The 14,099-nt window shown below is 65.5% G+C and carries 9 protein-coding genes and 1 pseudogene; all 10 read left to right on the forward strand.

Features of this window, described 5'->3' with window-relative positions; genetic code table 11:
- The first annotated feature begins 121 nt into the window (after positions 1–121).
- The 10 genes and pseudogenes from OIT41_RS10690 (at position 122) to holA (ending at position 13,997) form a co-directional block, all read left to right on the forward strand.
- Positions 122–1,921, forward strand: a complete 1,800-nt coding sequence (locus OIT41_RS10690; RefSeq protein ID WP_264636445.1) for a glycerol-3-phosphate dehydrogenase/oxidase — start codon at positions 122–124, stop codon at positions 1,919–1,921.
- Between the two features lie 174 nt (positions 1,922–2,095).
- A complete protein-coding gene (locus tag OIT41_RS10695; protein WP_078109011.1) occupies positions 2,096–2,845 on the forward strand; it encodes an MIP/aquaporin family protein in 750 nt (249 codons plus the stop codon).
- 57 nt (positions 2,846–2,902) lie between these two features.
- A complete protein-coding gene (glpK, locus tag OIT41_RS10700; RefSeq protein WP_264636446.1) occupies positions 2,903–4,417 on the forward strand; it encodes a glycerol kinase GlpK in 1,515 nt (504 codons plus the stop codon).
- 429 nt (positions 4,418–4,846) lie between these two features.
- On the forward strand, positions 4,847–7,375 hold the full coding sequence (gene leuS, locus OIT41_RS10705; protein WP_264637955.1) for a leucine--tRNA ligase: 2,529 nt from the start codon (positions 4,847–4,849) through the stop codon (positions 7,373–7,375).
- A gap of 58 nt (positions 7,376–7,433) precedes the next feature.
- Positions 7,434–8,456 carry a DegV family protein gene (locus OIT41_RS10710; RefSeq protein WP_264636447.1) on the forward strand — a complete coding sequence of 341 codons (1,023 nt, stop codon included), beginning with the start codon at positions 7,434–7,436 and terminating at the stop codon, positions 8,454–8,456.
- Positions 8,457–8,889: 433 nt separating this feature from the next.
- Positions 8,890–9,681, forward strand: a pseudogene (locus OIT41_RS20980) (DUF222 domain-containing protein); the annotation flags it as partial.
- Positions 9,682–10,000: 319 nt separating this feature from the next.
- Positions 10,001–10,219, forward strand: a complete 219-nt coding sequence (locus OIT41_RS20985) for an HNH endonuclease (protein WP_413542328.1) — start codon at positions 10,001–10,003, stop codon at positions 10,217–10,219.
- Positions 10,220–10,337: 118 nt separating this feature from the next.
- The gene (locus OIT41_RS10720) at positions 10,338–11,240 is read left to right on the forward strand and encodes a helix-hairpin-helix domain-containing protein (protein WP_264636449.1); all 903 of its coding nucleotides are present in this window, start codon (positions 10,338–10,340) and stop codon (positions 11,238–11,240) included.
- 124 nt (positions 11,241–11,364) lie between these two features.
- Entirely contained in the window at positions 11,365–13,062 is a 1,698-nt protein-coding gene (locus OIT41_RS10725; protein ID WP_264636450.1) for a ComEC/Rec2 family competence protein, read from the forward strand.
- Positions 12,981–13,997 carry a DNA polymerase III subunit delta gene (gene holA / locus OIT41_RS10730; RefSeq protein WP_241710235.1) on the forward strand — a complete coding sequence of 339 codons (1,017 nt, stop codon included), beginning with the start codon at positions 12,981–12,983 and terminating at the stop codon, positions 13,995–13,997. The genes OIT41_RS10725 and holA overlap by 82 nt, the downstream gene beginning before the upstream one ends.
- Positions 13,998–14,099: the final 102 nt, after the last annotated feature.

A 14,099-nucleotide genomic window follows, 5' to 3' on the forward strand; every position in this document is an offset into this window, starting at 1 on the left:
GGTTCCGTTCTGCACGTTTGTGCAAATAGCTTGATTTCATTTTCCATTCCTTCGAAGAATAGTTGTGCAAGGTGCGACGTCAAGTGATGCAGCGCATACACCAAAGCCCAAGGGAGCAGTTTTGGGATACACCAGCAATTCCGGTTCCGCAGCAGAATCACCACTCCGGACCTCGGTTTCGGCACTCCGCCAGCGGCCGAAGGCCCAGGTGCTGATCATCGGAGGCGGCATCAACGGCGTCGGAACGTTCCGTGATCTGGCATTGCAAGGCGTGGACGTCGCCCTCGTGGAACGCGGTGACTATTGCCAGGGCGCCAGCGGCGCCTCATCCCACATGATCCACGGCGGCATCCGCTACCTCGAGAACGGGGAATTCCGGCTCGTCCAGGAATCGGTCGTCGAGCGCAACCGGCTGTTGAAGATCGCCCCGCATTACGTCAAGCCGCTGCAGACAACCATCCCCATCTTCAGCACCTTCTCCGGGATACTGTCCGCCCCCACGCGCTTCCTCACGCACAAGCAAGGCAAGCCGAAGGAGCGTGGCGCGTTCCTCATCAAGCTCGGACTGGGCATGTACGACTTCTTCTCCCGCGACGGAGGCAGCGTTCCGCGCCACCAGTTCCGCGGCAGGGAGAGGGCGCTGGCCGAATTGCCGCGGTTGCACCCCGGCATCAAGTACGCAGCCACCTACTTTGACGCGTCCGTGCACAACCCGGAGCGCCTGACGCTCGATGTGCTGCAGGACGGAGAAAAGGCGGGCATCGGTGGCGGCTTACCAGGCGGCAGCGCCCGGGCCAGCAATTACGTCTCCCTCGTTTCGACGGACACCGCCGCTGGTTCCGCCGGCGCTGTGGTGCTGCGCGACGAACTCACGGGCGAGGAATTCAGCTTCCAGGCCGACGTGATCGTCAACACCACCGGCGCCTGGGTGGACCTCACCAACGAGTCAATGGGGGCCGCGAGCCGATTCATGGGCGGAACCAAGGGTTCCCACATTGTCCTGGACCACCCGGAGTTGCTCGCAGCCTGCGGAGGCCGCGAGATCTTCTTCGAACACACGGACGGACGGATCGTCCTGATCTATCCAATGGGTGACCGCGTCCTGGTCGGCACCACCGACGTCGAGGCGGACATGGCCCAGGATGCCGTGTGCACGGAAGCCGAGATCGACTACTTCTTCGACCTCGTCGGACATGTCTTCCCGTCGATCACGGTCGAGCGCAGCCAGATCGTCTACAGCTTCGCCGGCGTCCGACCTCTCCCGCGCCACGACGATACCCAGCCGGGCTTCGTATCCCGCGACTACCGCATCGAGCGAAGCACGCGGGAAGCGTCCGGCGCGGCCGTTGCCCAAGGCGGCAAGGCCGCCGTCGTACTTTCATTGATCGGCGGAAAGTGGACCACTTTCCGGGCCCTTGCCGAACACTTGAGCAACGATGTGCTCCGGGAACTGGGCATGGAGCGAAAGGTTTCGACGGCGAAACTCGCCATCGGCGGCGGCTTGGGTTTCCCGGACAGTGAGGACGGAATCCAGGACTGGGTCAAGAAGCACATGGCGCCCGGCCTCGGTGCCGATCGTGTCAGCGGCCTGCTGACACGTTATGGCACCCGCGCCGAGGACGTCATTGCGTACCTCAAGGCAGGCGAGGACCGGAAGCTCCGGTCCACGGACGAGCTCAGCGTTCGGGAGCTCGAGTTCATGGCCGCCAAGGAACAGATCGGTCACCTCGTGGATGTCCTCATCCGCCGCACTTCGCTGGCCTTCCGGGGCCTCGTGACGGGGGAGCTCCTCAACGAAATCGCCGAGGTCCTCGCAGTCCGGCTCGGCTGGGATGCAGCAAAGCGCGAAGCGGAAATCCATCACGCGCAGGAGGTGCTTCTGCATTTTCATGGCGTGACTGTTCACAGCCTCGTCGCATGAACGTAATGTACGTCACATCAGCTTGATTGTTCGGGGCAAGAAGCCCGGACGCAAGGGTTGCGGTGCTCCGCTCGGCAAAGGAGGGCCGCAACCGGGACGGCGGAAACAGACGCCGGACCAACGGCCCCCACAAAACCTGCAGGGCTGACAACAGAAGAAAATGAGGAGTCAAAGATGTCTCTCGGAATTGTTTTCCTTTCCGAAGTGTTCGGAACCGGCATGCTTACCCTCCTTGGCTGTGGCGTTGTGGCAAACGTCGCGCTCAAGGGCACAAAGGGCAACAATGGCGGATTCCTGATGGTGAATTTTGGCTGGGGCATTGCAGTGTTTGCCGGTGTATACGTGGCGGCCATGTCCGGTGCGCACCTGAATCCGGCAGTGACGCTTGGTCTCTTGGTTGACGGCAAGGCCGAGTTCGCCCCGGGGGTGGCCGTGAGTGCGGCATCCACGTTCACCTACTTCGGTGGAGAACTGCTCGGTGCCTTCCTTGGCGCCGTCTTCGCCTGGCTCGCCCACAAGCAGCACTTCGACGCCGAGCCCTTGGCAGCCAGCAAGCTTGCTGTCTTCTCCACGGGACCGGCCATCCGCTCGTACCCCTGGAACCTCGTCACCGAAATCATCGCCACGTTCGTGCTGGTCTTCGTGATCCTGACCTTCGGAGGCACTCCCTCCGGCCTGGGGCCGCTCGCGGTGGCATTGCTCGTCGTCGGCATCGGCGCTTCGCTCGGCGGCCCGACGGGTTACGCGATCAACCCCGCCCGTGACCTCGGTCCGCGTATCGCCCACGCTATTCTGCCGATCAAGGGCAAGGGTTCCAGCGACTGGGCCTACGCCTGGGTTCCGATCGTGGGCCCGCTCCTGGGTGGAATGATCGCCGGACTCGTCGCCCACTCAATACCGATCATGGCCACGGTCGCCAAGTAGTACACCGCTCAGACACCAATCCCGCATCCACCAAAGCAAGCAGACAAGGACGTCACAATGTCGCAATACGTCATCGCCATTGACCAGGGAACCACCAGCTCGCGTGCCATCGTGTTCAATCACTCCGGCAACATTGTCTCCACGGGCCAGATGGAGCACGAGCAGATCTTTCCCCAGGCCGGTTGGGTAGAGCACAACCCAGTGGAGATCTGGAACAACGTCAGGGAGGTCGTCGGTTCCGCTTTGTCCAAGGCCAACCTGACCAGGCACGACATCGCCGCCGTCGGCATCACCAACCAGCGCGAAACCGCCGTCGTGTGGGACAAGAACACGGGCGAGCCCATCTACAACGCGATCGTCTGGCAGGACACCCGCACACAGTCCATCGTGGACGAACTGGGCCAGGACGGCGGACCCGAGCGGTTCAAGCAAAAGGTCGGCCTGCCCCTGGCTACCTATTTCTCCGGCACCAAGATCAAGTGGATCCTGGACAACGTCGAGGGTGCGCGTGCCAAGGCTGAAGCCGGGGACCTCGTCTTCGGCAACACCGACTGCTGGGTCCTGTGGAACCTGACGGGCGGCGTGGACGGTGGCGTGCACGCCACGGACGTCACCAATGCCTCGCGCACCATGTTCATGGACCTCGACACCTTGCAATGGGACCAGGAGATCCTGGATGCGTTCGGCGTGCCGGCGTCGATGATGCCCGCCATCAAGTCCTCCTCCGAGGTCTACGGAACGGTGCACACCTCGCAGCTGCTGCGCGAAGTGCCGGTCGCAGGCATTCTGGGCGACCAGCAGGCAGCAACGTTCGGCCAAGCGGCGTTCCAGGCAGGCGAAGCCAAGAACACCTACGGCACCGGCTGCTTCCTGATCTTCAACACGGGCGAGGAAATCGTCCACTCGAAGAACGGCCTGCTGACGACGCTCGGATACAAGCTGGGCGACGCCAAACCGCACTACGCCCTCGAAGGTTCCATCGCCGTCACGGGCTCACTGATCCAGTGGCTCCGCGACAACCTCGGCATGATCAGCTCCGCGCCCGAAGTGGAGACGCTGGCTGCCGGCGTCGAGGACAACGGCGGCGTCTACATCGTGCCCGCGTTCTCCGGCCTGTTCGCCCCGTACTGGCGCGCCGACGCCCGCGGTGCCATCGTTGGCCTGACCCGTTTTGCCAACAAGGGCCACATCGCCCGCGCGGCCTTGGAGGCCACCGCCTTCCAGACCCGCGAAGTGCTCGACGCCGTCAACGCGGACTCGGGCGTTCCGCTGACCGAATTGAAGGTCGACGGCGGCATGGTGGCCAACGAGGCGCTCATGCAGTTCCAGGCAGACATCCTGGGCGTGCCCGTGGTCCGTCCGAAGGTCGTGGAGACCACGGCCCTGGGTGCCGCCTACGCAGCGGGCCTCGCCGTCGGCTTCTGGAAGGACCTCGGCGAACTCAGCTCGAACTGGGGCGAGGACAAGCGCTGGGAGCCGCAGCTGGACGGCGCCGAGCGTGACCGCCAGATGCGCCTCTGGAAGAAGGCAGTGACCAAGTCCATGGATTGGGTGGACGAGGACGTTAAGTAGGCCTCACCTCGGTTGAGGGAGGCCGCCTCACGTAAGCTAGGGGCCGCCTCGCCTGTTTCGATGGGGCGGCCCCTGCCCCGCCCGCCGAGTTAGTCCTACTCGCCCCGAAAGGGGCCGGTAACTCCCGCCCGCCCGCTTCACGGTGCCCACCACACCATGGCGGGGAGTCACCGGCCCCTTTTCTAGTGCGCTGCTCACCGGCGCGATGTGCGGCGTCTGTTGCGTGTTTGCACACTACACATAACAAAGCGGTAAGGTGGCTTTATGCGTGCGATCCTTCTGCTTAGCTAGCCGCCCGGTATACGTCGATTTAGACCATCGCGAACCGAGCGGCCGCCCCTCCTTGCCGAGGGGCTTTTGTGTGTCCGGGACCTTCCGGGACCCGGAGCAGGAGGCAAAACCGTCATGGAAGAACAGAAGAGGGCAGCAGTGAGCGTTCAGCCGGAGACAGAAACCGGAGCACAGTCAACAGTGGCAGGCGAGGTGCCCGAGGAGGGTGTCTACAGCTTCGCCTCGATGGAGGCCAAGTGGCCGCAGGTCTGGGAGGACCTCAAAGTCTTCACTCCTGTCGACGACGGCTCCCGCGAGCGGCGCTATGTCCTGGACATGTTCCCCTACCCTTCGGGCGACCTCCACATGGGCCACGCCGAGGCCTTCGCGATGGGCGACGTCGTGGCGCGGTACCTCCGCCAGAAGGGTTTCGACGTCCTGCACCCCATCGGCTGGGACTCCTTTGGCCTGCCCGCGGAGAACGCCGCCATCAAGCGCAACGCACACCCCAGCGAGTGGACCTACGCCAACATCGACACGCAGGCTGCATCATTCAAGCGTTACGCGATCTCTGCCGACTGGTCCCGCCGGCTGCACACTTCCGACCCGGAGTACTACCGCTGGACGCAGTGGCTGTTCAAGCGCTTCTACGAGCGCGGGCTGGCCTACCGCAAGGATTCCCCGGTCAACTGGTGCCCGAAGGACCTGACCGTCCTGGCGAACGAGCAGGTCGTCAACGGCGCGTGCGAACGCTGCGGGACACCTGTCACGAAGAAGTCCCTGAACCAGTGGTACTTCAAGATCACCGACTACGCCGACCGCTTGCTGAACGACATGTCCGAACTCCAGGGGCGCTGGCCCGAGCGCGTCCTGGCAATGCAGCGCAACTGGATCGGCCGCTCCGAGGGTGCCCACGTGCGGTTCGCCATCGAAGCCACGGATGGCCGCGCCGAGCGCGAAGTCACTGTCTTCACCACCCGCCCGGACACCTTGTACGGTGCAACGTTCTTCGTCGTCGCCGCGGATGCGCACCTGGCGCTGGACCTGGTCACGCCCGAACACCACGACTCCCTCATGGCTTACCGCGAGAAGGTCAAGGCGCTGTCGGACATCGAGCGCCAGTCGACTGAGCGCGAGAAGACCGGTGTGTTCACCGGCCGCTACGCCATCAACCCGCTCAATGGCGAAAGACTGCCGGTGTGGGCGGCCGACTACGTGCTCGCCGACTACGGCACGGGCGCCATCATGGCGGTACCCGCGCACGACCAACGCGACCTCGACTTCGCCCGCGCCTTTGACCTGCCGGTGCGCCCGGTCCTGAACACCGGCGGTGAAGACCCGGCGGAGACCGGTATTGCGACCGCCGGCGAGGGCACCTTGATGAACTCCGGCGAACTGGACGGCCTGTCCAAGGCCGAAGCCATCCCCGCAGCCATCGACATCCTGGAGAAGTTGGGCACAGGGGAGAAGTTCGTCAACTTCCGCCTGCGCGACTGGCTCCTGAGCCGCCAGCGCTTCTGGGGTACCCCGATCCCCATCATCCACTGCGCCGAATGCGGCGAGGTGCCGGTGCCGGACGATCAGCTGCCGGTCCGTCTGCCCGAAAACCTGCGCGGCGAGGCACTCTCGCCACGCGGAACGTCTCCACTCGCCGCGGCACTCGAATGGGTCAACGTCGAGTGCCCGAACTGCGGACGGGCCGCCCAGCGCGACACGGACACCATGGACACGTTCGTTGACTCCTCCTGGTACTTCCTGCGCTTCGTTTCCCCGCACTACACCGAGGGACCGTTCGATCCGGCCAAGATCAATGACTGGATGCCGGTCGGCCAGTACGTGGGCGGCGTGGAGCACGCCATCCTGCACTTGCTGTATGCGCGCTTCTTCACCAAGGTCATCCACGACATGGGCATGCTCGACGCGGACGAACCCTTCAGCGCCCTGCTTAACCAGGGGCAGGTCCTCAACGGCGGCAAGGCCATGAGCAAGTCACTGGGCAACGGCGTGGATCTTGGCGAGCAACTCGACAAGTTCGGCGTCGATGCAGTCCGTTTGACCATGGTCTTTGCCTCCCCGCCTGAGGACGACGTCGACTGGGCTGATGTGTCGCCGTCGGGCTCCGCAAAGTTCCTTGCCCGCGCCTGGCGCCTTGGCCAGGACGTCACGAGCGAGCCCGGCGTCGATGTCTCCACTGGTGACCGCGCGCTGCGCACCGTCACCCACAGGACCATCGCCGACGCCGCTGAGCTGTTGGACAACAACAAGTTCAACGTCGTGGTGGCCAAGCTGATGGAGCTGGTCAACGCGACCCGCAAGACCATCGACTCCGGTGCCGGTGGCGCAGACCCCGCCGTTCGTGAAGCCGTCGAAGCCGTGGCGGTCATCCTGAGCCTCTTCGCGCCGTACACGGCCGAGGACCTGTGGAACCAGCTGGGCCACCCGGCCTCGGTGGCGAACGCCGGCTGGCCCTCCCACGATGCCTCGCTTCTTGTCCAGGACACTGTGACGGCCGTGGTGCAGGTGCAGGGCAAGGTCCGTGACCGCTTGGACGTTTCGCCGGACATCAGTGAGGACGCCCTGCGCGAGCTCGCCCTGGCCAGCGAGAACGTGCAGCGTGCACTCGATGGCCGCGGCATCCGTACCGTGATCGTGCGCGCGCCTAAACTGGTGAACATCGTCCCGGCCTAGCCGGGAAAACGGCCGCCGGCGCTTGCCGGCGGCCGGCCACCAGCTCCAGGAGGCTCCCTTGACGGACCGCGAACCACCCGCATGGTTGTGGCTCAAGGAACGTTTGGCCCGCCTGCGTCAGTCCACGACGCCGGGCCGCGCCGGAACTGAGCCGGCGCCCGCCGTCGTGCGCACCGCCGTCGTTACCGACTCGGCTGCCGCTCTCCCTGCCGAGTGGGTCAAGGCGTTCGTTGCCGACGGCCGCCTCGCCGTCGTGCCGATGCCAGTCATGGTGGGCGAGGAGATCTACGGCGAGGGGGAGGACGACATCACCCAGACGCTCGCGCTTGCACTGGCCGCGGGATCGTCCGTGAAGACGTCCAGGCCCTCACCGGGCCAGTTCGAACAGGCTTATCTCGCCGCCCGGGACCGCGGTTTCGAAGCCGTCGTCTCCATCCACATTTCCGCAGGGCTGTCCGGCACCGCCGATGCAGCCATGATGGCCGCTGATCGTGTCTCGATCCCCGTCGAAGTCATTGACTCCCGCACTGTGGGAATGGCCCAAGGGATGGGCGTCCAAAGCGCGCTGGTTGCCGCCGCAGACGGCCGTTCGGCGGCCGAAGTCCGGCACTTCGCCGAGGAGCGATTGGCCCGCACCAAGGTCTATTTCTATGTGCCGAGCCTCGAGCAGCTGCGTCGCGGCGGACGGATCGGCACCGCCGCATCCTGGCTTGGGACGATGCTGTCCATCAAGCCGATCCTCGCGGTCGACGGCGGCAAGATCGTACCGCTCGAGAAGGTGCGCTCGGCTGCGAAGGCCGTCGCGCGGCTCGAAGAAATCGTTGCAGCGGATGTTAGTGCCCGGCCTGCAGGGCAATCGCGGCTCGCCGTGCATCACTTTGGGAACCTGACGGAGGCAGAGCGCCTCGCGGCCCGGCTGGGAGAGAAATGCCCCGGTTGCCCGCCACCGCAGCTCAGCGCCCTGCCCGCGGTTCTCGCGGCCCACGCCGGGCTCGGGGTCCTGGCGGTGGTTGTCGGGGAGAGCAGCACGCCTGGCGCCATGACGCCCCTGCGCGACAGCGCGGAAGCTGGGACGGATTAAGCAAACACGACGACGTGCCAGCCGCAAGTGCGGTCAGGCTGCTCGTGTATGCCCTCTGAGCGACGGACCTACTTTGTCGTAGCCTCCTGGCAGAGTGTTTCCATGGAAGCGATCGGATACTTCGACAAGCGGCAGGGCCTTGCGTCCCGCGGGCTTTCCGGGGGGTCCCGTCCCCGTGGTCCGCGCTTGGCCGCGGTTCCGGGCGGGCTGGCGTTGCTGGATCCTCCCGGCCGGGGCGGCCGCGGCGGCCGGCTGGACGCTTTGGATGGGGCCGTGGAGGCGCTGAGGTCGCTGGCGGACAAAGCGGCCGACGATGTCGGAGTCACCGGTTTCGAGGAGGCTGTTGCGTTCGCGTCCGGGGTGGAGGAACTTTCCCGGACCCTGGATTATCTCCAACTGGCCGCCGCAGCCGCGCTGGACGCGGCCCGGAACGATGACCCCTCGAGCCCGCAGGGCTGGACCACCGGCTGGGCAGCCGACGCCCAGACGGCCGCCGACGCGCAGGCGGGCTCCGGCATGGACACGGGTTCCGGCACGGGGGGAGGCGGGGAGCGCGCGGGGCGGGGAGTTCAGGTCCACGGCCGAGCACCTGCGGTCGTTGCTGCGGATCAGTGCCGCCGACGCCAGGCGCCGGCTCGCCCTGGCCCGGGAGCTGTTGCCGGGCCGGAGCCTCACCGGAGAAACGGTTCCTGCCCGGCACGGGGAAACCGCCGCGGCGGTGGCGTCCGGGGTGATCGGCTCCGGTGCGGCCGGGATCATCACGATGGCCGTGGCGAAGGTGCGTCCGCTGTGCACCCCGGAGAAGGCCGCGGAAATGGAACACGCCCTGGCCCGGACCGCGGCGGAAAACGACCAGGACTTCCTGGCCAGGGTGGCCCGGCGCTGGGTCGAGGCGATCGACCAGGACGGCCCGGAACCGTCCGAAGAATCCCTCCGCCACCACCAAGGAGCGTTCCTGCGCCGCCCCAAGCACGGCCTCGCGCACGTGGAAATCTTCGCCACCGCCGAACAATACGAACAGCTGCTCACGGTCATGAACACCGCCGCCAACCCCCGCACCCGCACACCCCAAGGCGCCGAAACCCACGGCACCGAACCCCAAGGCACGGTTCCCGCCTGGACGGAACCTTCCGGCGGTTTCTTCGCCGATTCCTTCGCCGATTCCTGCGGCGGGGCGCCGGAGCATGCCCGACCATTGGACCGGCGTTCGAGGGCGCAGAAGCTCCTGGACGGGTTGGTCGGCGCCTGCCGGCTCGCCCTGGCCACAGGGTCGCTGCCCGCCACCGATCCTGGCCACCATCGACCAACGCGACCTCTTCCCCCAAGCAAGCCGGCAGGGCCGCGGCACCGGGTCCTTCACGTTCACCGGGCCCGTGCCGGCCGCGACGTTGCGGAAGATCGCCTGCGACGCGGACATCATCCCCGTGGTCCTGGGCGGCGAAGGCCAGGTCCTGGACATCGGACGGGCCTCACGGGTCTTCCCGCCGCATATCCGCAAGTCCATCACGGCCCGGGACAAGGGCTGCGCCTTTCCCGGATGCACCATGCCGGCCCCGTGGTGCGAGGCCCACCACATCGAGTACTGGTCCCAGGACGGAGTCACGAGCACCGCGAACGGGACCTTGCTCTGCGGCCATCACCACCATCTGATCCACAAGGAAGACTGGCACATCCAGGTCCGCAACGGCATCCCCTGGTTCATCCCGCCACCCCACACCGACCCGCAGCGGAAACCCCGAAGAAACCACTACTTCCAAATATGAGACCGGGCTAGGCGGTGTCCCGCGGCCACTGATCCTCCACAGGCATCCTGCGGTGGCCGTATCCACATAGGGGCATTCCCTGCTGCTGCGGCGGATGCGGGCGCCTAGGCTCGTGGATATGCCACGCAGGAACCGAGCCTCGCCCGCGGATGATGCTGCGAGTGCCGCCCGGCTCCGGTTCGCTGTTCGTCTTGCACCACCGACCGACCACGACGCCGACGCGCAGCCGGCCCACGTCAACGAAACAGAGCCTCTGCTTCCTGTGCAGGCCTCGATGACGGCTGGCTCGGGCAAGGCCGACGCGGACCAGAAGTCAGGCACCGAAGACCCGTCCTCGGAGGCACGTTCTCCATCACAGCTTCGGTGGCGAACGCCATGGCGCGTAGCAATGTTGCTGGCTGTGCCTTGTTTGCTGCTGGTGGTGTGGTTCCTCTGGCAGTCCTGGTCCGGGCACCCGACCACTGAGCCCGTCGTCCGAAGTTCACTTGCGGGAGGAACTCCGAAAGCGGGCACAGAAAGTAAAGGCGACGATGGCAACGGGGCTTCGGAACACGACGATGGAGCACAGCTGCTTACAGTCCACGTTGCGGGTGCGGTCAAGAATCCCGGGATTGTCAGAGTACCCACGGGAGCGCGGGTGTTCGACGCGATCGCTGCCGCAGGTGGTGCGGATCCTGCAGCCGAGCTGAACAGCCTCAACCTTGCGGCGGTGGTGCAGGACGCCGCGAAGATCCACGTTCCGCGGACGGGGGAGGCGGCTCCGTCGCAGATTGCCGGGCCAGTTGGCTCAGCTCCAACTAGCGGGAGCATCGGGGCCGGGTCTGTCGGCGGCAAAGTCAATCTCAACACCGCAACTGCTGAGGAACTCGACGCCTTGCCGAAGGTCGGTCCTGTCCTCGCCAAGCGGATCGTCGAATGGCGCGAGCAGCACGGCCCGTTCGCTGCTGTAGAGGATCTCGATGCAGTGGATGGTGTCGGTCCCAAGATGATGGAATCCCTGCTGCCTTTGGTGACGGTCTAGGGTGAGCCGAGTGAAGGTGAGCCCGGGCCGTGTAGACCTTCGGCTGGCCCCGTCGGCCTTTCTCGCGTGGGCTGTTTCCCTAGCAGCCGCCTATCTACCTTCACTGTGGACAGGAATCATGTGCGTGGCTTTGCTCTCCGCCGCGGGTGTTCTTCTCGCCACCCGGTCCATGGCCGCCCGAAGCTTGAGGACGTTTCCCGCCACTCTGGCCGTCGCGTGCCTGTTCGGGGCGGCCGTGGCCGCCCACGCAGCAATGGATGCCGGACCGCGCCAAGAAGGTCCGGTTGCCGAGGCTGCGGCGTCGCGCGACTCGGTTGTCATTCATGCGGTGATAGTGGGTGAGCCGCGCGAGCTAGGCACCGATTCACGCGGATCGGCACGGTGGGCCGTGCCAGCCGAAATCATTGATATTGCGGCCGACGGCATGCTGACCCGCGCCCGCACGAAGATTCTGCTGACAGGAGGGGAAGGCTGGGACCGGGTGGTCACGGGACAGGAGGTGCGAACCGCCGGAAAGCTAAAGCCTCCAAAGGCGGGACAAGTCGAGACCGGTGTTCTTACCGCCGCCACCCCGCCCATGCGGCCGGACCCGCGGCACAGTCCGGACGCACACAACAGGCCGGAAGCACTTGCCAACATTCCCCAAGGTCCCGCTCAATTGAAAAAACAATTCAGTTCCGCCGCTGAGTGGTTGCACGGCGACGCAGCCGGACTGCTACCCGGAATGGTCACGGGCGACACCACCGGTTTGGACGAAAGCCTGGAAACGGCCATGAAGACCACCGGGACCACGCACCTCACGGCGGTCAGTGGCGCTAACTGCAGCCTCATCCTCGGCGGCCTGGTGCTACTGGCAAGGAGCTTCAGACTTGCCAGGGGAGTGGCGTCAACCGCGGCCCTGGGTGGCTTGGCGGCCTTCGTCATGATGGTGGGGCCGGACGCGAGCGTCCTGAGGGCGGCCGTCATGGGTGCGATCGGCCTCAGCGCGCTCAGTGCCGGCAGGCGGGGCCGGAGCCTGGGCTTTCTCTGCCTTGCCGTGACCGGCCTGCTCATCCTGGATCCCTCACTTGGCACGAGCATAGGATTCCTCTTGTCGGTCCTCGCCACCCTGGGGATTGTCCTGTTGGCACGGCCCATCGCGTCCTGGGCTCCGGCCTGGGTGCCTTCCTGGCTCACGTCCGCCGTTGCCGTTCCCTTGGCCGCACAGCTTCTATGCAGCCCGGTGATCGTGGCCTTGCAACCGCAGTTCTCCAGCTACTCATTACTGACGAATATCGCAGTTGCCCCGTTTGTCGCACCGGTGACGATCCTGGGAACAATCGCGGTTCCCCTCGTTCCGCTGCTTCCTTGGCTTGCAATAGTTCCAATAGCCGTTGCCGGGGCCAGCGCGGGAATCGTGGCGGCAATCGCGAGGTTCTTCGCCGGGCTCCCAGGAGCGGCTTTGCCGTGGCCGGAAGGTCCCATTGGAATCGCCACCATGACTCTCTGGTCGCTTGTCGCCATCCTGCTGGTGTGGCTAGCCCTGCATCCAACGTGGGCGGGGTCCGCCGTACTGTCGTTGCACCGCCGCTTAGTGTTCGCAATAGCCGCGGGGGAGTCTGCTGTCCGCCGCCGGACCGGGAGCCGTCCCGGGGCCCGCCGCCGCACGGGAAGGCAGGCCGCAAGTTTGAAGATCACCACCCAGGACGCTCAACGTGGGAGACTGGGATTCTGCAAAAACCCTTCTGGAAGGAAGCGACATTGGCTGCTGCCCAGGTCTCCAAGGCTAAACGCTCCGCGGCGAACACCGTCAGCTGGCGGGACATTGCCCCGTCCGCGGTAGTGCTTATCACCGGCCCCGAGGAATACCTTGGAATCCGTGCCATGGATCGGATCCGATCCCAGGTGCGGACCGTGGCACCGGAAGTGGAAATCAGCAAGCTCAATGCCGGAAGCTACGAGTCCGGTTCGCTCGCAATGGCCGTCACGCCGTCGCTGTTCGATGAGGCCAAACTCATCGAGATCGAAGGCCTCGAATCAATGACCGATGCCTTCCTTGCCGATGCCATGAAGTACGTCGCCCAACCGGAGAACGACGTCGTGTTGGTCCTTCGCCACGGCGGCGGGGTGCGTGGCAAAAAGCTCCTGGACGCCATCAAGTCTTCCGGGTGGCCGGTGGTGGACTGCCAGCCCTTGAAAAAGGACGCCGAGAAAACCGCGTTCGTCGTCTCGGAATTCAAGGCAGGCGGCCGCCGCATCGACGCGGAAGCCGTCCAGGCCCTTGTCAATGCAGTAGGTGCCAGCCTTTCCGAGCTCGCCGCCGCATGCAACCAGCTCATCGCGGACGCTACTACAGCGGTAGACGCAGCCACAGTGGAGCGCTACTACGGTGGCCGCGTCGAAGCCACGGCATTCAAGGTTGCGGATGCAGCCATGGCCGGCAATGGTCCTCAGGCCCTGTCCAGCCTCCGGCATGCCCTCGCCACCGGGGTCGACCCGGTGCCACTGGTTGCCGCCCTCGCCGCGAAGCTCCGCACTCTGGCCAAGGTTGCCGGTGCCCAGGGATCGTCGGCACAGATCGCCAAGCAGCTCGGCATCCAGCCATGGCTCGTGGAACAGGCGCAACGGGATGTCCGCCGTTGGACTCCGGAAGGACTGATCCGTTCCATCCAGGTCACGGCTGAAGCGGATGCCCAGGTGAAGGGCCTCTCGCGGGATCCCGTATACGCGGTGGAGCACGCGGTCACCGTCATTGCCACCTCGGCTCGGGGCCGCTAAGCCACCCAAGACACCCAAGTTGTCAGGCGCTACGTATACTTCCGGATTCTCAATGGAACCACCAATCTTAAATACCCGAGGCCGGCACCCAAGGGGTGCCGG

It is taken from the genome of Arthrobacter sp. YA7-1 (assembly GCF_025960325.1).
Lineage (GTDB): Bacteria > Actinomycetota > Actinomycetes > Actinomycetales > Micrococcaceae > Arthrobacter > Arthrobacter bambusae_A.

Excerpts from the sequence above, each read along its gene's own strand:
- OIT41_RS10720 (WP_264636449.1), top strand. The coding sequence starts at position 10,338 with ATGCCACGCAGGAACCGAGCCTCGCCCGCGGATGATGCTGCGAGTGCC.
- OIT41_RS10695 (WP_078109011.1), top strand. The coding sequence starts at position 2,096 with ATGTCTCTCGGAATTGTTTTCCTTTCCGAAGTGTTCGGAACCGGCATG.
- glpK (WP_264636446.1), top strand. The coding sequence starts at position 2,903 with ATGTCGCAATACGTCATCGCCATTGACCAGGGAACCACCAGCTCGCGT.
- OIT41_RS20985 (WP_413542328.1), top strand. The coding sequence starts at position 10,001 with ATGCCGGCCCCGTGGTGCGAGGCCCACCACATCGAGTACTGGTCCCAG.